The sequence below is a fragment of the Thalassotalea agariperforans genome (genome assembly GCF_053470345.1).
On the sequence record NZ_JBQMWH010000011.1, the window covers coordinates 1 to 21,252 of the forward strand.

Below are 21,252 nucleotides of genomic sequence, written 5' to 3' on the forward strand. Positions count from 1 at the left end.
ATCGAAAAAATGGACGATGCCGATAAGAAATTGGAAAACGGCCTTGAATCGATTTATGATTGAATTCGAAGACCGTTTGAAAGATGTTATTTAAACTTGGCAGTTACACAAAATGTGTTACAGGGTCTTAACAAGTGATTAACTAGATGATTAAATCGTGACAGCCTAAATTAATACCTAAAAAAGACATATTTCTTAATATGTCTTTTTTTTGTCTTCTAATTAGCGACTTTTAGTTCGGCTTATTTTTCTTTAAGTAAAGTTCCATTTTCGGTTTGTTGCTCAACATAATTTAGTGCTGCTAATAAAGCTTGTTCTCTTGAAACATAGTTATTATCGGTGGCAATTAAATCTAACACGTTGAACTTTTCTAATTGTTTATGGGTTTGTTGATTTGGGCACAATAAAAATACTTCACACTGGGCATCAAGCGCATCTTTTACGGCATTTTCTAAAGCAAGACCAACAGTCACATCGATCATAGGCACATCACTTAGATCTAATATCATCACTTGATAATCAGAAATACTGGCGTGTTGGCGAGAAATAGCTTTTGAAACACTAAAGATCATTGGTCCAGATAAGTAAAAAAACAGCACCTTGCCATTGGTTTGCTCCAAAATACTGCGTTCATTGATGGTCAGAGGTACTGAATTTTCGTCTCCGTCACTGATCGCTTTAACTTTGCGGGCTTGTTCACGGCTGAGTTTTTCAATGATAATGATATTTGAGATAAAAACACCTAAGCCAACAGCAGCAATTAAATCAACAAATACTGTGAGTAACATCACACCATACATAACCGCCATACCTTGTAAGCTGACCTTATGTGCGCGTTGAATAAAACTCCAATCTAAAATATTAATACCAACATATACGGCAATACCTGCTAACACGGCCATTGGAATTGGCTCGGTTAACCCACCAGCAACTAACACCACAAGCGCAAGTACCAAAGCGCGTACCATGCCTGAAATGGGCGAGCGAGCACCTACTTGAATATTGGTCACTGTTCCCATTGTTGCACCGGCACCAGGTAAAGCGCCGAATAAACCTGAAATCATATTGGCTAAACCTTGACCACGTAATTCTTTATCTGAGTCATGTTCTTTACGGGTTAATGAATCACCGATGACCGCAGTTAATAACGTATCAATACAGCCTAATGTGCCTAAAACTAAAGCATCAATCACCATGGTTGTAAACATATCCGCATTAAAGTAAGGAAACACTAACGAGGGTAATCCTGCTGGAATTTCACCTATTCTGCGGATACTTTCGCTGTCAAAAAATATCACTGATAATAAGGTCACGGCAACTAAAGCCACGAGTTGAGCGGGCACATATTTACGGTATTGTTTCGGAAAATAAAATAACACCGCAAGTGTTAACAAGCCGAGCAGTAGTTCACTAAAGTTAATATTTGATAATGTTTCAGGTAATGCGGAAAGTGTCCCAATTACACCACCTGCAGGTGCGGAATGACCTAATAGCGGTGATAACTGTAAGATGATCAAGATAACCCCAATGCCAGACATAAAGCCTGAAATAACGCTATAAGGCATTAAAGTGACATATTTACCGAGTTTAAGAGTACCGAGAAGAATTTGAAAAGCACCCGCCATCATTACTACGGTAAATGACATTGCCAGGCCTGTTTCTGGATATTTTGCCATCATGCTGGTGAGTACGGCTGTCATTATTACCGTCATTGGGCCTGTTGGCTCTGAAATTAACGTGGTTGAACCGCCAAAAAGTGCAGCAAAAAAACCAACCATAATCGCACCCCAAAGGCCGGCTTCTGCGCCAGCACCGGAGGCAACACCAAAAGCAAGCGCTAAGGGTAAAGAGATGATAGCCGTGGTGACACCACCAAAAATATCACCTTTTAAATCTATATTTTCAAAACGATTTTTTAACACTACGAAACCTCTTAAACCTAGACTTAAAGCAGACAGACAAACGGCGCGATTCTAACAAAACTTTTATCAAATGAGTATAGGTGTTATAGCCTGACTAATTCTTATTACGTAAATGATTGTAAAAAATTGATTGCAAGTTAGGCACTATGCCACTTTCAATATCAATGCTTGTCGAATGCTGATAGTTTGAGAAAGGGAAGGCATTTTGGGTGAGGGAGTGTTGTTCCATAAATTGTTTAAGCTGACCATTGTTAGCGATTTTTTTTAAGCCTAAATGAATTTGCTCGGCTAATGCTTGATTATTTTTATTGAGATAAAAGTTCATTTCTAGGTAATAGCTCAGTAATACTTCAGTGCTAAAGGTTAAGTTAGGGAATGAGGCTTGAACGGCATTTAGCTCTGACTGTCCCTCAAAAATACTTAACGGCAATAAATCACAGCGCTTTAATGAGACCATTTCCAACATCGCATCAAAGTGACCTACTTCAACAACATTAAGTTTAGCGCGCTGTAATATTTTAGCATCGGGCCAATTTAGTCCTTGGCAAATAATTTTTTCGCGTAATTCTTCTAAGGTATTCAAGCGGGCAAAGCTGGTATCAGTTTTTCTAATGATCGCCCCTCGAATGCCTAAACCACCTAAAAAAAGTGGAAAGGGTACACGGATCAGGTTTTTAGAGCGCTCAGCAGAGTAGCCTGACCAAATAACATCATAATATAAACCTTGTTCAATCAATTTCACCGCACGTGCTTGTCCTGCATGGGGTAATGTTTTGATTTGATAGCTTTTATTATCATCATTTGCATTTAAAGCAAGCGATAACAAAGAGACAAAATAATCATGGCTAGCATCATTTTGTTTTTGTGGGCCAGTCGTGGTGATGGTGATTAGTTCTTCATTGCTTGCTCGAATAACAAAAGAAGAAAAAATAACAATGATAGCGAGAAAAAATGGCATTTTTAGCCGTGGTTTGTAAGCGTTAAGTTATTTTAATCTATGCTAATATCAATTTCATTAATATCTTCACAGTTATTTTTGCTTGCTTAAAAAGTTCCCCACCAGATAACATATGTGAAATTTCATCTATGTTTACTGCAATGCTATTTACAGCGTGATTTTTTAAAGTTTTAGCAGATGAAAAAAGGTTGTTGTTGAAGTTATCTGTTAACTGAAATTATCCCAGCGAACGGCCATCAAGGGAGCCGGTTATGCTTATTCTGGGTAACTTTAAAATATACCCTCTCGCTTAGCTCAATTAACGCTTGGAGCAGAACGAAAATAATGTTGTTAATAGGATGAGTGGGTTTAGTGATCATCGTGTTAAGTAAAATAATTTATTAATTTTTGGAAATGTTATGACAATTAAAGTAGGTATCAACGGCTTTGGCCGTATGGGACGTTTGGTTTTTCGTGCCGCTTGGCAGTGGCCTGAGATTGAATTTGTGCAAATAAACGACCCTGCTGGCAATGCTGCCACATTAGCGCATTTAGTTAATTTTGATTCAGTACATGGGAAATGGCATAGCGAAGCCAGTGCTGATGATCATAATATTTATCTTGATGGTAAAACCATTACCGTGACAGCTAATTCAACTATCGCAGAAACGGATTGGTCGGGCTGCGATATTGTGGTTGAGGCGTCAGGTAAAATGAATAAAAAAGCCTTAATTGAACAGTACTTACAGCAAGGCGTGAAAAAAGTTGTAGTGTCAGCCCCAGTAAAAGAAGACGGTGTCTTAAATATTGTCATGGGGGTTAATGATCATTTATATCAAGCAGCCGAGCATGATTTAGTTACTGCTGCTTCTTGTACTACTAACTGTTTAGCACCTGTGGTTAAAGTTTTACAAGAAAAAATCGGCATTAAACATGGCTCAATGACCACCATTCATGACATCACCAATACTCAAACTATTATTGATGCACCCCATAAAGATTTACGCCGCGCACGCGCTTGTGGTTTAAGTTTAATTCCAACAACAACCGGCTCAGCTACCGCCATTACGCATATTTTCCCCGAATTAAAAGGAAAGCTTAATGGTCATGCGGTACGAGTGCCATTAACCAATGGCTCGTTAACTGATTGTGTTTTTGAGTTTGAACGAGCGATCACGGCGCAAGAAATTAATCAGTATATGAAAGACGCGTCTGAACATGAATTAAAAGGCATTTTAGGTTATGAAGAAAGACCGTTAGTGTCGGTTGATTACCGCACAGATCCTCGTTCATGTACAGTTGATGCCTTATCGACTATGGTGGTGAATGATACTCAGCTTAAAATGTATCTTTGGTATGATAATGAGTGGGGATATGCCAATCGTTGTGCCGAGTTAGTTCGTATGGTGGCGACAAAAATGTAACTTCTTAGCATGGATCGTAAACTAACAAAGAGAGTTTACGATCCATTTTCAGAGAGTTTTTTTACTCAACAGAAAGAGATAATGATGATCGAAGAACGTAATTTACGCAGTATTTGCCATGCTTCAGTTGGTACAAATCAATTAAGAGAAGCGAAAGTTTTTTATCAAAAGTTATTAGCAACTTTAGACATTGTGCAAGTATGTGATTATGAGCATGCCGCAGCTTTTGGTAAAGGCGGTTATCCTGAATTTTGGGTACAAATTCCGTTTGATGGCCAAGCAATGTCGGTAGGTAATGGTACACATTTTGGCTTTGTTGCGACCAGTAAACGACAAGTGGATGATTTTTATCAAATGGCGATAAGCCAAGGTGCAAAGTGTAATGGCAAGCCAGGGCCTCGGCCAGAATATGGTGAACCTTATTATGGCTGTTTTGTACTCGATCTTGATGGTAATCGCATTGAAGCGAGTTACTGGCACCAAGATTAAACCACTTTTGTACCGAAAAGCGAATCAAAAGGCCAATGTTCTCAACTTTTTACAGCTTAACTATTTTTTCCAAAGCCAGAATCAGCTAAGCTAGGAGACAGTTAAACGATCCATTGATCAAAGATTAAACTTTAATCAAAAGGTTCTCGATAATAACAATAATTTACTCTGTTTTGCCCATTAGGAAATTCACCACATGTCTGATGCAGTCGACTTTAGTCTCGAAGGTATAGAACAAGTTCCATTAAGACGTTTTACCGAAGACGCTTACCTTAATTATTCAATGTACGTGATCATGGATCGCGCTTTACCGCATATTGGCGATGGTTTAAAACCAGTGCAACGTCGTATTGTTTATGCGATGTCAGAACTCGGTTTATCCGCAACGGCAAAATATAAAAAATCAGCCAGAACCGTTGGTGATGTTTTAGGTAAGTTTCATCCTCATGGCGACTCTGCTTGCTATGAAGCTATGGTGTTAATGGCACAGCCATTTTCTTATCGTTATCCGTTAGTTGATGGCCAAGGAAACTGGGGTGCTCCTGATGATCCTAAATCGTTTGCGGCAATGCGTTATACCGAGTCAAGATTATCGCGCTTTAGTGAATTATTATTATCTGAGCTTGGTCAAGGTACAGTTGAATGGACACCAAACTTTGATGGCACCATGGAAGAGCCAAAAACTTTACCGGCTCGTTTACCACATATTTTATTAAATGGTATTACTGGTATTGCCGTGGGGATGGCAACCGATATTCCTCCACATAACGTGCGTGAAATTGCCAATGCTTGTGTGCATTTAATTGAAAACCCGAAAGCTGAATTAGCTGAGGTCATGGAACATGTGCAAGGCCCTGATTACCCAACAGATGCCGAAATAATTACCCCGAAAGCGGAAATTGAAAAACTATACCAAACTGGCCGCGGTAGTATAAAAATGCGCGCGGTTTATGACGTTGAACACGGTGAAATAGTGATCACAGCGTTACCGCATCAAGCATCAGGCGGTAAAATTTTAGAACAAATTGCGGCCCAGATGCAGGCGAAAAAACTGCCAATGGTTGTTGATTTACGTGATGAGTCTGATCACGAAAATCCTATCCGTATTGTGGTTGTGCCACGTTCAAATCGTATTGATATTGAACAATTAATGCAGCATTTATTTGCCACAACCGATTTAGAGAAAAACTATCGTGTGAACTTAAACATGATAGGTTTGGATAATCGTCCGGCGGTTAAAAACCTGAAAGAAATTCTAGCTGAATGGCTAGAGTATCGCCGTGAAACGGTGCGTCGTCGTTTACAATACCGTTTAGATAAAATTCTTGCTCGCTTACATATTTTAGATGGTTTATTGGTTGCTTATTTAAATATTGATGAAGTGATCGAGATCATCCGTGGTTACGATGATCCTAAAGCTGAGTTAATGACACGCTTTAATTTATCGAAAATTCAAGCGGAAGCTATCCTTGAAATCAAGTTACGTCAGTTAGCCAAACTGGAAGAAATTAAGATCCGTGGTGAGCAAGAAGAGCTTAATAAAGAGCGTGATACCTTAGAAAAAATTCTTGGCTCAAAAGCTCGGATGAGCACTTTACTTAAAAAAGAGATCATTGAAGCGGCTGAAAAATACGGTGATGATCGCCGTTCACAATTAGTGGTTCGAGGCGAAGCAAAAGCACTATCCGAAAAAGATTTAGTACCAAGTGAGCCAGTTACTGTGGTTGTTTCTGATAAAGGCTGGGCACGTTGCGCGAAAGGACATGATATTGACGCTGAGGCATTAAGTTATAAGTCAGGTGATAAATATTTATGCTCAGCGAAAGGACGCAGTAATCGTCCTGCCGTGTTTATTGATTCCTCAGGTCGAGCTTTTGCCACCGACGCACATGGCTTGCCAACGGCAAGAAGCCAAGGTGAACCATTAACTGGCCGCTTTAATTTAGCTTCAGGGCAAACCTTTGAAAAAGTGGTGATGGCGGATGACGATGCGAAATATCTATTAAGCTCTGATGCCGGTTATGGTTTTGTTGGTAAGTTTGAAGATATGGTGAGCCGTAATAAAAACGGTAAGGCGTTATTAAGTTTACCGGCCAATGCCAAAGTTATGACACCGTTATTTATTAAAGATTATCAGCAAGCGTTAATTTTAGCCGTGACTTCTGAAGGGCGAATGTTAGTTTTCCCTGTTAAAGACTTACCAGTATTAAGCAAAGGTAAAGGTAATAAAATAATTAATATTTCCGCCGCTAGAGCAAAAGCGCGTGAAGAATACGTTACTTTATTACAAATTATTATGCCGGACGATGCGGTAACATTGCATGCCGGTAAACGTAAGCTGACCTTAAAATCGAGCGATGTTGAACATTATCGAGGAGAGCGTGGCCGCCGAGGTAATAAGTTGCCACGTGGCTTACAACGAGTGGACCGTGTTGAGGTTAGCGCGGCAGAGCCAGTAGAGCCTGACGCACCTAGCGAAGCAAGTACTGGAGAGCCTGAAAACAGTTAGTTATTTGAATACGTATGCAAGCCATTGTTTAACTTTAGGTGTTTAGCCTATGATAAACAGGTATCAACAAATGACTTGCTTGTTGTATATATCATGTAAAGCTTTAAGCACATTGGCATTGGTCGATGTGCTTTTTTTTTAGCTGACATGGCATATGCTTAAAGCGACGTTATAACCATTAAAAGAATATAAATCTGAAGGCTAGTTATAAAATTAGCAGGATTGATGATTTGGGGATAAGTATGAAAAATAAACCGCAACTAAGTTTTTGGCAGATTTGGAATGTTAGCTTTGGCTTTTTAGGGGTGCAAATAGGTTTTGCATTACAAAATGGTAACGTCAGCCGGATTTTGTCGGATTTAGGCGCTGATCTTTCTTCATTATCGCTTTTTTGGTTAGCGGCACCGATCATGGGCTTATTGGTACAACCTATCGTTGGCGCTTTATCTGATCGCACATGGAACCGAATGGGGCGTCGTTTACCCTTTATTTTTGGTGGCGCTTTAGTGGCGGCAACGGCGATGATCTTGCTACCTAATGCGTCAATGGTGGTGGCTTTTATCCCGCCGATAATTTTTGGCTTATTAATCTTTGCCATTAAAGATGCCGCATTTAACGTGACCTTTCAACCGTTCCGTTCCCTTGTTTCAGATATGGTACCCGCTGAGCAGCGTAATTTAGGCTATTCGGTACAAACCTTATTAATTAATATTGGCGCAGTAGTTGGTTCAATTCTTCCTTTTGTATTAACCAATGTGATTGGTTTAGATAATGTTTCTGTACAAGGGGAAGTCGCGCCGTCAGTGATTTGGGCCTTTTATATTGGCGCTACTGTGTTATTAGGCTCTGTCTTATGGACGGTATTTCGAACCAAAGAATATAAGCCGGAAGATTATTATGCCTATCAAAACTTAGACGCTGAACAAATTCAAAAAGAGCAAGCGGTTAAAAAAACGCTTAATGAACGCCTAGCTGGTTTTTGGGTATTGTTTAAAGATATGCCGGTGATCATGAAACAATTGGCTGTAGTGCAATTTTTCTCATGGTTTGCGTTATTTATTATGTGGACATACACTCCGGCCGCTATCACCCAACATGCCTGGGGAGTGGCGGTTGATTGGTTTGATCCTGATTATATTACTGCAATGGGTGGTTTACCTGAAGCGGTTGCGGCCGCGAAAGGTGCAGCCGGTGATTGGGTGGGAATTTTATATGCAGCCCAAGCGTTATTTGCGGTATTTTTTGCCATGTTATTAACCAAGCTAGCTAATACGTTTGGCCGTAAAACCATTTATGCCTTATCGTTAGTGGCCGGTGGTCTTGGTTATTTGAGTTTTGTTTTATTTCAAGATCCAACCATAACTCAGGTAAATTTATTAATTACTGAAGTTGCAGTACCTGAAGGGGCACTAGGGTTAGTTTGGTCTATGTTAGGAATTGGTATGGCATGGGCAGCTATTTTAGCTATGCCTTATGCGATACTTGCGGGTGCGTTACCTGCAGATAAAACTGGTGTTTATATGGGGATTTTCAACTTTACTATTGCCGCACCACAAATTATTTCTGGTTTAGTTACCGGCTGGATTTTAAATCATATTTTCGATAATAATGCGGTTTATATTATTATGCTGGCAGGAGCTTCGATGATTTTAGGGGCATTGTCAGTATATTTTGTTAATGACACTGAAGAGCTAGAAGCGGTAAGCGATAAGCGATAAGTTAGAAGCTACAAGTGAAAAGTTAGAAGCGAAAAACTAGAAGTAAGCAATTGCGTGTTTTACTTCTAGCTTATTGCTGATATCGTTGGCGCTTAACTACAACAACAACAACTAACTACCACAACTTTTTCGAACAACCAAACTGGTTGGCATGGAAATCGTTTTTGCTTCTTCACCGTTAATCAGTTTCACTAAACTATCAACTAATAATTCACCGGCAAGAATTGTATTTTGTTTTGCTGTCGTCATCGGCGGGGAAGTAAATGATGCCATTGGTATATCATCAAAACCAACCACGGCAACATCTTCTGGTACTTTGAGGTTATGCTCTAATAACGCTTTTAAGGCACCTACGGCAATAAGATCACTGGCACCAAAAATGGCATCGAATGGTTCACCTGAATTAATTAATTGGCAAGCAGCTTGATAGCCGGAATCTTCAGTACTAATAGCAGAAAATTGACGTTTTGAGTTCACACTTAATTGGTGATCTTTTAGCGCTTTACAGTGGCCATGATAGCGCTCTAAAAACTCAGGTGAATGCGAGGAAGCATCGCCTAAAAAAGCAAAGTTTTTACGGCCGTTTTGAATAACATGCTCGGTTACTTGATAGCCGCCATGAAAACTATTACAGCCAACAGAAATGATTTTTTCATCATTGACATCCGCGCCCCAACGGACAAAATGAGTTTCCTGTTCAATTAAATGTGCGAGTTTTTCTTTATAATTTTCAAAATCGCCATAACCCAATAAAATAATACCATCGGCTTTATTTGAGTCTTCAAAATCGGCATGCCAGTCATTATCCATTTGTTGAAATGAAACGAGCAGATCATAACCTTTGTTTGAACAAGCGCGAGTAATACTACCTAGCATAGATAAGAAAAACGGATTGATCATTGAATCATCACTAGTTGGATCTTCAAATAAGAGCAGGGCGATGGTAGCACTTTGCTGAGTTCTTAAATTACTGGCATTTTTATCTACTTTGTAATTAAGTTCTTTGGCAATTTTTTGTACTTTTAGCCGTGTTTCTTCATTAACTAATGGGCTATTTCTTAATGCTCTAGAAACGGTCGATTGTGATACACCCGCTAAATAAGCTATATCGAATGAAGTTGCTTTAGATTTCACGTTAACTTTCCATTAACTCATTATTATTATTAATTTATATGATAGTAACTTACCGATTAATTTAAGTATATAAATTGGCTTTTTTAAAGTGAAAATAAAAAAGCCGCTTGTTAAAAGCGGCTTAAATCATAAAGAGAGCATTGTTTTTATTGTGCTATTTCAGCGTTGTGATAAACGTTTTGAACATCATCACAATCTTCTAACATGGCCATGAATTTTTCAAAGTTGGCAATGTCTTCTTCGTCAGTAATTTCAGTATACGTTTGTGGTACAAAGGTAATTTCTTCCACTTCTAAGTCGAACTCAGGCATGGTATCAGCGAAGGCATTTTTAATTTTAAAAAACTCAGTATGTGGTGCGAATACGGTGATGATATCATCTTCTTTTTCAACATCAGTAATGTCGCAATCGGCCATCATTAAGTTTTCAAAAACGGTTTCTTCATCGTCACCTTTAAATGCAAATATTGCTTGGTGATCAAACATATGAGAAACCGTGCCAGAAGAGCCGATTTTTGAGTTGGTTTTAGTGAAACATAATCGAACATCTTTGATAGTACGGTTGTTGTTGTCTGTTAAACAATCAATGATCACCATGCAATTACCTGGACCAAAACCTTCATAACGGGCTGCTGCATAATCTTCCCCACCCGTGCCTTTTGCTTTTTCAATTGCTTTTTCAATTACGTGAGTAGGTACTTGGTCTTTTTTCGCTTTTTCAATTAAACGACGAAGTGATAAGTTGCTGTCTGGGTCGGTACTACCATTTTTGGCACAAACGTAAATTTCTTTACCGTATTTAGAATACACTTTTGTTTTTTGGCCTGCAGTTTTAGCCATTGATAATTTTCGGTTTTGGTAAGCTCTGCCCATTGGTAAATCTCTTCTCGGTATTAAAAATAAATTATCATAAATTCTAACGCTTTGAGAGGAATTTGACTAGGTTTGAATTGAATTTATGCGGTTATCACAAGGCAATTAGCCGGTTTTTTGATGATATAAACGATTTAAAATAAAGCAGAGCTAACCGTAAGTTAACCCACGGTTTGCTCTGCTGATTTATTTATACTTCACAAAAGCTGGCTTTGACCCAGTCAGCAAAAGTTTGCAGTTCTTTTGAATTTTCAATATTTTCATGTTGGATCAAATAATAGCGATCATTGGTGATTAATTCATGATCAAATAATTTAACCAATAACTGTTCGCTAAACCAAGCTTTACTAATAGGCAGTGGCACTAGCGCAATGCCCATGCCTTGTTGAGCGGCGCGGGCAACGCTAAACATACTATCAAGTTGAATAATCTGTTTTGGGTCAAAATCCGGGACATCGGTTTGATCGGCCCACTTATGCCATGACCAAGGTCTTGATTGGTGTAATATCAAGGGCACGGATTTTAAGGCATCAAAACCATGTGCGGCCCATTTTTTATAAATTTTCTTATTACACGCGGCAACATAACGAATCGGAAACAGCTCATGGACTATGCTGCCATTAGGTTTGCCATTTACTAACACTATTGATAAATCTGACGCTTTTAATTGTTGATTAGAAGATTTCACCGTTTCTAGCTGTAAATTAATATCAGGATTTGATTCTGCCCATTCGCTTAGCTTAGGAACAAACATTTCACTGGCAAAAAATTCCGGCAAACTCACGGTAATGGTACGGTTTTGCTGAGTATTGGTAAAGTCAGCTATGGTTGACTCGAGTTCAGTAATTAATGGATAAACACTTTGATAAAATTGTTTACCGGCACTGGTTAGCTCAATTGCGCGAGTATTGCGTTTAAACAATGAGGTGCCGAGTTGCTCTTCTAACTGCTTTATTTGATGACTTACAGCTGAAGGCGTTAAAAATAATTGGCTAGCCGCATGTTTAAAGCTTAAACATTTAGCTGCAATGCAAAAAGAACGTAAACCTCGTATTGGTGTTTGTATCGCCATAATCGTACTTCGTTAATGAGTTACTTAACTTAAAAAAGCAAATAATAGACCATAGTGGAAATTTTTTTAATTAATTGATTTTAAAAGTTAAATAATTTTAGATTGGTAGCCTGTTGTGACATTCTTATGCAGTTGGCATTAAATTGGTGCATTTGAAAAAACAAAAAAATGGCACCAAAATGGTGCCGATAAACCAAAGAGTTGAACTGTTTTGAAATCGGGGGAATTTCGAAAACAAAGTTAGCATACTTGGTGAATGAACTTGAGACAAACGAGAAAAATTAATCTGCTAAGTAAATTAAATTCAGTTGTGGTGCAGGTGATTTAGTTAATAAAAAAGCTAAAGAGAAATTATTGTTTGATGTTGTAAATAAGTGAATTAATAGAAAATAAATTAGTTTACAGCCACAAAGTTTTAAATTTTGCCTATACTCAAACAAAAGCTGACTACTAATTTGAATGTATGTTAAGCATATATAACAACGTCACTCTTACGAGCCTTTTATTAGGTGATTAAAGAAAGAGTTAGTACTCCTGAAACAAAGGAAGTTAACGATCTGTTTTGTTATATAAATTCTAGGTCGTGGGGATAGCTATGAATATATTATTAGTTGATGATGATGAAGTAGATAGAGCACATATTAAAAGGGCGTTAAATAAAAGTAATTTACCTGTCGCTATTACCGAAGCTGTTACTGTAGATCAAGCCATACAATTATATAAAAGCGCTGACTTTGACATTGTATTATTAGATTATCGGATGCCAAAACGTGATGGCATTGAAATGGTTATTGAAATTAGGAATGAGCCGAAGAATTCAAGTACCGCCATTGTCATGATGAGTATGTCGGAAGATGAAAACATTGCTATTAATTGTATTAAGGCCGGTGCGCAAGACTTTTTGATAAAAACCGAGATTACTGAAAATAAATTAAGACGAGCATTAGTGCAAGCAACCACTCGTCACGAATTAGAATGCAAGCTTTATAATACCTATCAGAAAGTTAAATCATTATCAGAAACAGACCCTCTAACGGGGCTGCCTAATCGTTATTTTTTTGAAACATCCTTAAAGCTTGCAATTACTAACAATTGTCGAAGTCAGTTTAAATTAGCTTTATTGTTGATTGATCTTGATAACTTTAAATTAATTAATGATAACTTTGGTCATGATACCGGCGACTTATTTCTTCAACAAACGGTAACTCGTATTAAAAAGTGTTTACGTGGCAATGAAGTTTTTGCCCGTATCGGTGGTGACGAGTTTGTGATTATTTTGAATAATATTGAAAATAATACCCAAGCTTCGTTGGTGGCTAATCGAATTATTAAGGTGCTGCAAGAAGTACAGGAAATAGCTTCAACAGTGATAAGTGCTACCGCCAGTATTGGCATTTCTTTGCATCCAGATAATGGTAATACTAGTGCTGAATTATTTAAGTATGCCGATATTGCGATGTATCGCGCTAAAAAGAAAGGTCGTAATCAAGTCTGTTTTTTTGAACATGAAATGCAGCAAATATTTCATCATCGGTTAAAGATAGAAACCGAGCTAAAAACGGCAATACAGAAAAAACAATTTGAATTGTATTATCAGCCTGTGATTAATCCAAGCAATGAGACTATTCAAGGATTTGAAGCCTTGATACGTTGGAATGTTGATGGCGTTGTTCGTATGCCGGATCAATTTATTGAAATAGCAGAAGAAACCCAACAAATTCTTAACATTGGCTTATGGGTTATTGAAGAGGCTATTTCTACGTTAGCACAATGGCATAAATTAACGTCTAAGCCTTATGTTATGGCGATAAACCTATCAGCGATACAACTTGGTGATATCACCTTAGTTAAATATTTAAGCGCGTGTTTATTAAAATATAATGTGCCAGCAAAATTAGTGGAAATTGAAATTACAGAAACGGCACTATTTAAAGATACCCCTATATCGCATCAAATTATTAATGATTTAAATGACCTTGGCTGCCGTTTATCACTAGATGATTTTGGTACTGGCTATTCTTCAATTGCACATCTGCAAAATTACCCTATCTCAGTGGTAAAAATTGATAAAAGTTTAATGCCAACCGATGAATTAAGATCGAAAAACATGACCTTAGTTGAAGGCTTAGTAGCTATGGCTACTATTTTAGGTTTAGATGTTGTGGCAGAAGGCATTGAAACACAAAAGCATGTTGATATGTGCAAAAGGCTGAATATTCAACGCTCACAAGGCTACTTTTATTCTCGGCCACAATCAAGAAAAAGTATTGAACAGATGTTTTATGAAAAACACTTAATGCTTACCAATCAATGAGTTTCTGTAAAGGTGTTTACCCATGCAGATAAAACTAACAAATACAGGGTTATACATTTATTGGTTAATTGTTGTGGCTTCCATAGTATCAACGATTGTCGCTTGGCAGGTGTCAAATAAACAAGTTCAGCAAAAAAACAGTCAAAAATTTGAATATCAAACGGAGCATTTATTAGCTTTAATTACTGAGCGAATGTTACGTTATGAAGTTGCGCTCAAAACGGGGGTGGCAGCAAACCAGTCAATACAGCGAACCATTAATGCCGATGAATGGGAGTTGTTTGCCAGTACACTCAACATAGAAAATATGTACCCAGGGATTAATGGTATTGGCGTTATTTATTATGTTGCTCCTGACAATGTTTTGACTTTTATTGAACAGCAACGCTTAAACAGGCCTGAGTTTATTATTCATCCTCAGCATGATAAGGCAGAGTACTGGCCAATAACTTATGTGGAGCCGGTCAGTAGTAATGCCAAAGCGGTTGGTTTAGATATGGCATTTGAGCATAAACGTTTAACTGCAGCCAAAAAATCAAGAGATACAGGCACTACACAAATTACCGCGCCAATAGTTTTGGTACAAGATGACCAAAAAACCCCTGGATTTTTGCAATTTGTTCCCTTTTATAAAAAGCAAAACCTTCAAACAATGGCAGAGCGACAGCAGCACTTTGTTGGTCATGTTTATGCGCCTTTTATTATGTCAAAATTAATGAGTGGTACTTTAAGTCAGCGTGATCGACAAGTTGTTTTTAGTGTTTTTGATGGTGATGAAAATCTTTATAATGAACTCGTACCTGATAATGTAAATTATGAGGTTGAGCCACTCTTCAAAAAAACGGTGACTGTTGATATCTATGGTCGAGCGTGGCGTTTTAACATTCAAACATCAAAAGCATTTAGAGAAAATAGTGACTTACAACAACCATTGATTATCTTAGTGTGTGGTATTGTTATTACGGGATTATTATTTTTCTTGTGGGTTACCTTATCCCGTCAAAGAAAAGCGGTGTTGTTAGCGGTTGATATCAGCGAAAAACTGTCAAATAAAGAAGAGTACTATCGTCATATTATTGAAGCGGCGCCTTGTAGCATTATTATTATTAACGAACAGGGCGTTATTGAAAAAGTTAATCTGCAAACAGAGCTGCTCTTTGGTTATGCGAATAATGAATTGTTGGGTCAATCGATTGATCTATTAGTGCCAGAGCGCTTTCGTACTCAACATCCTAAACATCGTCAACATTTTAGTGAGAATCCCTCGCAACGAAAAATGGGACAAGGGCGCGCTATTTTTGGTTTGACAAAAGAGGGTAGAGAATTTCCTGCTGAAATTGGGTTAGCTCGATTTTCTGGTGAAGGCGGTTTTAAAACCTTGGCAACGGTCATGAATATGACTGAATATATGAAAATTACCCAAGAGCTTAAACGCAGTAATAATGAGCTTAATGAGTTTGCTTATATTGCATCGCATGATTTAAAAGCGCCGTTAAGGGGGATTATTCAGATTTCTAGCTGGATTGAAGAAGATATTACTGAGCATGCCCAAGAAGAAACAATCAATTATTTAAAGTTGCTTAAAAAAAGAACCTTCCGTTTAGAACAAATATTAGATGATTTATTAGCTTATTCTCGTATAGGGAGCCAAAGCGAAGAAAAGCAAATGGTTAATACCAAGTTATTATTTGAGAGCACCTTTGAGCTGCTCGACCCTCCGGCAGGTTTAAGGTTGATTATTCAAGAATGTATGCCAATGATTGAAACTTTTGCAACACCACTTGAAACCATTGTTAGAAATTTATTGGCTAATGCTATAAAACATCATGATAAAGTTGACGGTATCATCAGTATTACCGTGAAAGAAATGCCGGTGTATTATGAGTTTTCTGTGATTGATGATGGCCCAGGTATTGAACCCGAATATCACCAACAAATATTTGATTTATTTAAAACCTTAAATCCTCGTGATCAAATTGAAGGTAGTGGGATGGGACTCTCAATTATCAAAAAAATACTTGATGTGCAAGGCGGTTCGATAACGATAATGTCAGATGGCAAAAGTGGTACCTGCTTTACTTTTCTTTGGCCTAAATAATAAGAACTTGGCGAAATTGAATTGTTATTTAATCAAGCTATGGCGCGTTATTATATTTTGATGGGAGACAAATTTTAGCTAAAAAAAAGGCATCCATTGGATGCCTGACAAAAATATGAGTCTGTAAAAGAAATTAAGAAATCGGGGGGATTTCGAAAACAAGGTTAGAATACTTTTTATCGCGGTTAACAACAAACGATAAAAAATCATCTTAAGCATTAGATTTTCTAATGTAACTTTTTTGTCGTGTAGAGATTGTTCGTATTAAGGAAAAGGGAATGATAATACCACTCTGTATAAAGAAGTGCTTACTTAGAACGATATGGGCGACATTAGAACAAACAAAATTTGTGAAGATATAGTCATTCTACATCCAATAAATTTTGTGCAGTTATCATGGTGCCCATACGTTCCCAAAGGGCGACGTACCTTTAATAAAAAGTAAAGGCTTATATGCAGCGCTATTGATTTTGACAAGGTTCCCACATGGATGTGGGACATTAGGGTAACGCAGGAGCAGTTACCGAGAATAACCATTCTCGGCTTTGTCTCCTGAGTCGCTCTACCTCTACCATCCATGGTTTCGTCTTCAATCAATGCCTTGCCTCTAAACCTTTAAATTCTCGCTAAGCGAGCACTTTCTTATATGGATTGGTATTACTCAAGCGCAGATCAAAGCATGGTGGTTCTATTACGACCACGTGCTTTTGACTGATACAAGGCGTTATCTGCCCGCTTTAAAAGTTCAGCAATATCTTCACGTGGTTTATATTCTGTTACACCAATGCTACAAGTAACTTTTGTGCCAGTAGGCCATGTTTGCTCCATAATTAGCATTCGCAGTTTTTCAGCTAATAAATGTGCTTGTAAACAATCTAAATCAGGGCAAATTAAAAGAAATTCTTCTCCGCCCCAACGAGCAAAAATATCATTAGAACGAATGTTTTCTGAAATTAACTGACTAAAGATAACTAATACTTTATCTCCGACGTCATGGCCATAGGTGTCATTAATTACTTTAAATTTGTCTAAATCAAGATACATTGCACTTAATTTAAAACTGTTATCCTCTGTTTTTAATACAAGTTCTAATAATAAATCTCGAATACCATGCCGGTTACGAATTCCCGTTAAATGGTCTCGTGTAACTAAGCCTTGCAGCTCTTTTGTTTCAATAGCCAGTGCCGTATTCATTTTTTCCAATTCTTGCTGTTTTTTTATCAATCGTTGGGCTTTGACTCTGCTGCTGTTAATAATAAAAAATACATGTCCTATGATCGCTAGCAACCAGGTAATGGTAAGTAATTTTAACAATGAAGCTTGGCTGATCAGTTTTCCTTCTAAGGTGATATATTCTATAAAAATAGTGTGCTCTCCTGAAACTACGTTTTCAGGTGTCATTATTTTGATAAAAACAGCTCGTTCAAAATTAGTTTGTGCATTGCCATGCTCTAAAATCATCATAGATGACCACCACTCTGGAATATAAAAGTCATCGAATGTGATGGTATATTCTTCAACGTGATTGAGAGTTTTTATATTGAGTTTAGCTTCATTAAGTCTAAAGGTGTTTAGGTCATCACTATTTGAAATGTTGGGTTCGTAGTTTCTTATTTGAAAACGCAGATTGAAACTTTTTTGTGCTTTTGGCGGTATATAAGCAAGTTTTACCTTTATTTTTGTATAGTTGCTTAAATCTAGTGGTATTTCAAATGGATTGACCAAGTTAAAACTGAGCTCACAAAAAGGGTAATCGATGAAAAATTTTATTTGGCAGGTGAGTTTTTTAGCTTGCTGCTCAATTGAGACATCGGCTTGGGAAGCTAATGGCGAGTCATTTGCTACATTACGGTCGCTGATAGCTTGAGCATTACTGTTGTGATCTAAACGTAAATAGCTGTCCATACCTAAATGTTGCCAAGTAAGTAATGCAATAGAAAAAAGAAATAATGTAATGTATAGCCTAATTAACATATTAACGACACTAATTGTAATTTAGCTTGAATGCAAATTTTTTATATTATCAACGCTAAAGTTATCCATAAGATGATATTGATAATAAAGTATAAATATAGCTTAGGCCGCTTTTATTTATTTCGCTAAAAATATATTTTAATGAGGTAATAATTCAGGTAGAAGCAGGTAGAAGATAGTAATTTTCTTTCGAATAGTTGTTTTTATGGTGATAGGTGACGCTAAATTTTGATTGTCATAGACTTGCTACAACAATCAAATTTTACTTGCGCTAAGACTGAATAATTATTTTCACTAAATTTTGGTGATTTATACGGAGTGATATTAGTAGCGAACCACCAAATCATTAATTTGTATATTGCCTAATTGCTCATCATTGCTTGATATTAAGGTGGCATTATCGCGATTGCTATTAATGACTTTAACTTTGTATGGGCTGACATTAAAACCGCTGTATACAGTGCCATTAGCTAAAGTAAAATGAGTGTTCGCTAATAGAGAAAACTCATCTCCTACGCTCACGCCATGGCGTTTCCCTAAATTGATATAAAGTTTGTTACCTTCTATAGCAACTATTTTTCCTTGAGTAGGCTGACACATTAATGTTTCGTCAATATCTAAACTAATGTCTTTTAATAGTTGGCTTATTTTTATGCCGTATTTACTTTGCCAAAAAGTTTGATTATCTGGTGATACTATTTTTCTATCATCAAACGGCCAGGTTGTGGTGGATGAATAACCTTTCTCGAATACACGTTCGCCATTCATACCATCGTAAATATAAATATTTAAATTAAAGTGTCTATTTTTTCGTTTTTCTCGCCAAAACTGCCAGTTTTTTTCGTGTGTGTTTTCGAATGAAACATCGGTAATTTCTGAATATAAAATAAACTGGCTATCGGATTTTCTTGCTAACGACATAGATAATTGTTTGATTTTATCTTCATCAAAGCTTTGATGTAATCGGGTAAATTCAGTGCTGTTTTTAATATTAATTTTAGGCGTTAAATAGCGGCTGTCAGTTTTTAATTGTGCTGCTAAGTGAGAAGTTAATTGGCGATCAATTGGATAGATTTGACCAATATTCGCTTGCTCTCGATGTAATAAATGACTACGGGTTAATAAGAGTGATTTACGGTAATCTGCGGCATAACACTGTTTCTCTTGCGGGAAAATATCGGCACGAATAGTTACTTCAACTATATCATCGGTATAATTTTCGCTGACGATCTCAAAAGAATTTACAATGCCGGTTGCACGAATATTTAACTCGTCTTTGGTAAGTAAACCATTAACAACTTGCTGAACACTTGAAACTGAAGCACCGGCAATAAGTAAGGTTTTTTTCAATGCATTTTCAATGGCTTTATTTCTTGCCGCTTTATTATCGTTATTATTGATATATGCTTGACCCTGGGTTTCAAACCACTGAGCATAAGCGGTATTACTTAGGAATAAGATAAATAAATAAATCAGCAAAAAACGCATAATAATATCCAAAAATAGATTGGTTTACTTTGTGCATCAAAGTAAGCAGGTTTTACGCCATAATTGATTTTACTTTTTAAAGTATGAGCTTTGGCGCGAAAAATGCTAGTGATTGTTATCAGTGTTATTTATCGAGGAAGGGTCAATGAAAAAGTGGCTTTTAATAGCTGTAATACCGGCATTAGTATCGTGTAGCAGTATTTTTAGTAATGATGAAGCGGACAATTTTTACCGGATTGCTCATCAAGAAAAAGGCGAAATAGACAGCTTTGCATTACCTCGTCATGCGATTAATGATGTTGTAAAAGGTCTTGCATTTCAAATGCTTGAGTCTAGTAGTTTTGTCAATCCGAAAACTCCTATTGCAGTAGCTTCGTTTGTGGATTTAAAAGATCTTGAATCAACCAATTGGTTAGGTAATCAAATAGCGGAAAATTTTGTCCATGAATTACAGCGTCATGGCATGATTGTGGTGGATTTTAAAACAACAGGTCACATTCGGGTAACCAAAGAGGGTGACTATGCCTTTAGTCGTGATTGGAAAGAATTACCTGAACGACAAATTATTGACTATGTTGTCTCGGGTACCATGATGGAACAAGAAGGTGGTATTTTAGTAAATGCCCGTATGATCGGTATGCAATCACGTGTTGTTGTCGCGACAGCACAATCTTTTATTCCTAAATGGGTATTAGGTGAGGTGGTTATGCGAACTGAGCAAGAGAATGTGAGCAAAAATATAAAAATGAAAGATGGTATGTTGATCCGTGACAGTGAAATGTTAGCAAGCGATGAACGTGCAATTGAGATCCATAATTAATGGTGACGTTATGAAAAAATATTCAACTATTTATGCTTGTACCGCGTTATTTTTGATGTTCTTCTTAAGTAGCTGTTCGACGGTTTATGATAAACAAGTACAGTGGCAGCGAGTAAAGCCGGATGCATTTCCTGTTTTACATGCGATAGGTCATGCGCCGATCAGTTTACAAAACTCAGACAATGAGACACAAAAAATGTTGATGGCGATCACGGCATCTAAAATGGCGGCTTACGCTGAGCTGGCTGAACAAGTTCATGGTCAACAAATAACACATGATTTATCTATGGCGGACTTGTTAATTAATAACCAAGCGATGAATGTTAAAGTACAAGGTATTATTCGTGGAGCTCGAGTTGTTAAAAGCTATCCTACCGGTGATACATACACTACTGAGCTGAGCTTAGATTTTAAAGATGTATATGATATTTATGCGGTGATGAATATTGAAAAAGAAATTAAAGAAGTGAATTATTATTAA

The 21,252-nt window shown here is 37.3% G+C and carries 15 protein-coding genes; 8 read left to right on the top strand and 7 right to left on the bottom strand.

Annotation, left to right across the window (positions count from 1 at the left end; translation table 11 throughout):
* Positions 1–242: 242 nt before the first annotated feature.
* Together ACSLUO_RS13330 and ACSLUO_RS13335 are read right to left on the bottom strand one after the other, a co-directional pair.
* Positions 243–1,922: a SulP family inorganic anion transporter gene (locus tag ACSLUO_RS13330; RefSeq protein ID WP_448249161.1), complete on the bottom strand. Its 1,680-nt coding sequence runs from the start codon at positions 1,920–1,922 to the stop codon at positions 243–245.
* A gap of 94 nt (positions 1,923–2,016) precedes the next feature.
* Complete coding sequence (locus ACSLUO_RS13335; RefSeq protein ID WP_448249163.1) at positions 2,017–2,880, bottom strand: substrate-binding periplasmic protein; 864 nt, start codon at positions 2,878–2,880, stop codon at positions 2,017–2,019.
* Between the two features lie 398 nt (positions 2,881–3,278).
* On the opposite strand from ACSLUO_RS13335, the gene ACSLUO_RS13340 reads away from it, so the two are divergent.
* The 4 genes from ACSLUO_RS13340 (at position 3,279) to ACSLUO_RS13355 (ending at position 8,999) form a co-directional block, all read left to right on the top strand.
* Complete coding sequence (locus ACSLUO_RS13340) at positions 3,279–4,283, top strand: ArsJ-associated glyceraldehyde-3-phosphate dehydrogenase (protein ID WP_448249164.1); 1,005 nt, start codon at positions 3,279–3,281, stop codon at positions 4,281–4,283.
* An 81-nt stretch (positions 4,284–4,364) separates the two neighbouring features.
* Positions 4,365–4,772: a VOC family protein gene (locus ACSLUO_RS13345; RefSeq protein WP_448249165.1), complete on the top strand. Its 408-nt coding sequence runs from the start codon at positions 4,365–4,367 to the stop codon at positions 4,770–4,772.
* Positions 4,773–4,968: 196 nt separating this feature from the next.
* Positions 4,969–7,281, top strand: coding sequence for a DNA topoisomerase IV subunit A (gene parC / locus ACSLUO_RS13350; protein WP_448249167.1), 2,313 nt, complete (start codon positions 4,969–4,971; stop codon positions 7,279–7,281).
* Between the two features lie 242 nt (positions 7,282–7,523).
* Positions 7,524–8,999 carry an MFS transporter gene (locus ACSLUO_RS13355; protein WP_448249169.1) on the top strand — a complete coding sequence of 492 codons (1,476 nt, stop codon included), beginning with the start codon at positions 7,524–7,526 and terminating at the stop codon, positions 8,997–8,999.
* Between the two features lie 111 nt (positions 9,000–9,110).
* Here the strand turns inward: ACSLUO_RS13355 and ACSLUO_RS13360 are convergent, their stop codons facing one another.
* The 3 genes from ACSLUO_RS13360 to ACSLUO_RS13370 form a co-directional block, all read right to left on the bottom strand.
* On the bottom strand, positions 9,111–10,133 hold the full coding sequence (locus tag ACSLUO_RS13360) for a LacI family DNA-binding transcriptional regulator (protein ID WP_448249171.1): 1,023 nt from the start codon (positions 10,131–10,133) through the stop codon (positions 9,111–9,113).
* A gap of 146 nt (positions 10,134–10,279) precedes the next feature.
* Positions 10,280–11,005 carry a YebC/PmpR family DNA-binding transcriptional regulator gene (locus ACSLUO_RS13365; protein WP_448249173.1) on the bottom strand — a complete coding sequence of 242 codons (726 nt, stop codon included), beginning with the start codon at positions 11,003–11,005 and terminating at the stop codon, positions 10,280–10,282.
* A gap of 190 nt (positions 11,006–11,195) precedes the next feature.
* A complete protein-coding gene (locus ACSLUO_RS13370; RefSeq protein ID WP_448249347.1) occupies positions 11,196–12,071 on the bottom strand; it encodes a LysR family transcriptional regulator in 876 nt (291 codons plus the stop codon).
* Between the two features lie 601 nt (positions 12,072–12,672).
* On the opposite strand from ACSLUO_RS13370, the gene ACSLUO_RS13375 reads away from it, so the two are divergent.
* Both ACSLUO_RS13375 and ACSLUO_RS13380 read left to right on the top strand, forming a co-directional pair.
* Positions 12,673–14,391 carry a two-component system response regulator gene (locus ACSLUO_RS13375; RefSeq protein ID WP_448249174.1) on the top strand — a complete coding sequence of 573 codons (1,719 nt, stop codon included), beginning with the start codon at positions 12,673–12,675 and terminating at the stop codon, positions 14,389–14,391.
* Positions 14,392–14,413: 22 nt separating this feature from the next.
* A complete protein-coding gene (locus ACSLUO_RS13380) occupies positions 14,414–16,489 on the top strand; it encodes a CHASE domain-containing sensor histidine kinase (protein WP_448249176.1) in 2,076 nt (691 codons plus the stop codon).
* Between the two features lie 672 nt (positions 16,490–17,161).
* On the opposite strand, the gene ACSLUO_RS13385 is transcribed toward ACSLUO_RS13380, so the two are convergent.
* Positions 17,162–18,463, bottom strand: a complete 1,302-nt coding sequence (locus ACSLUO_RS13385; protein WP_448249177.1) for a GGDEF domain-containing protein — start codon at positions 18,461–18,463, stop codon at positions 17,162–17,164.
* Positions 18,464–18,787: 324 nt separating this feature from the next.
* A complete protein-coding gene (locus ACSLUO_RS13390) occupies positions 18,788–19,951 on the bottom strand; it encodes a flagellar assembly protein T N-terminal domain-containing protein (protein ID WP_448249178.1) in 1,164 nt (387 codons plus the stop codon).
* Positions 19,952–20,096: 145 nt separating this feature from the next.
* Here ACSLUO_RS13390 and ACSLUO_RS13395 point away from each other — a divergent pair, with 145 nt between their 5' ends.
* Together ACSLUO_RS13395 and ACSLUO_RS13400 are read left to right on the top strand one after the other, a co-directional pair.
* Entirely contained in the window at positions 20,097–20,771 is a 675-nt protein-coding gene (locus tag ACSLUO_RS13395; protein WP_448249179.1) for a FlgO family outer membrane protein, read from the top strand.
* Between the two features lie 10 nt (positions 20,772–20,781).
* On the top strand, positions 20,782–21,252 hold the full coding sequence (locus ACSLUO_RS13400) for an LPP20 family lipoprotein (RefSeq protein WP_448249180.1): 471 nt from the start codon (positions 20,782–20,784) through the stop codon (positions 21,250–21,252).

Coding starts and splice junctions, on each gene's coding strand:
- ACSLUO_RS13335 (WP_448249163.1), bottom strand. CDS start 2,880: ATGCCATTTTTTCTCGCTATCATTGTTATTTTTTCTTCTTTTGTTATT.
- ACSLUO_RS13340 (WP_448249164.1), top strand. CDS start 3,279: ATGACAATTAAAGTAGGTATCAACGGCTTTGGCCGTATGGGACGTTTG.
- ACSLUO_RS13345 (WP_448249165.1), top strand. CDS start 4,365: ATGATGATCGAAGAACGTAATTTACGCAGTATTTGCCATGCTTCAGTT.
- parC (WP_448249167.1), top strand. CDS start 4,969: ATGTCTGATGCAGTCGACTTTAGTCTCGAAGGTATAGAACAAGTTCCA.
- ACSLUO_RS13355 (WP_448249169.1), top strand. CDS start 7,524: ATGAAAAATAAACCGCAACTAAGTTTTTGGCAGATTTGGAATGTTAGC.
- ACSLUO_RS13365 (WP_448249173.1), bottom strand. CDS start 11,005: ATGGGCAGAGCTTACCAAAACCGAAAATTATCAATGGCTAAAACTGCA.
- ACSLUO_RS13375 (WP_448249174.1), top strand. CDS start 12,673: ATGAATATATTATTAGTTGATGATGATGAAGTAGATAGAGCACATATT.
- ACSLUO_RS13380 (WP_448249176.1), top strand. CDS start 14,414: ATGCAGATAAAACTAACAAATACAGGGTTATACATTTATTGGTTAATT.
- ACSLUO_RS13385 (WP_448249177.1), bottom strand. CDS start 18,463: ATGTTAATTAGGCTATACATTACATTATTTCTTTTTTCTATTGCATTA.
- ACSLUO_RS13390 (WP_448249178.1), bottom strand. CDS start 19,951: ATGCGTTTTTTGCTGATTTATTTATTTATCTTATTCCTAAGTAATACC.
- ACSLUO_RS13395 (WP_448249179.1), top strand. CDS start 20,097: ATGAAAAAGTGGCTTTTAATAGCTGTAATACCGGCATTAGTATCGTGT.
- ACSLUO_RS13400 (WP_448249180.1), top strand. CDS start 20,782: ATGAAAAAATATTCAACTATTTATGCTTGTACCGCGTTATTTTTGATG.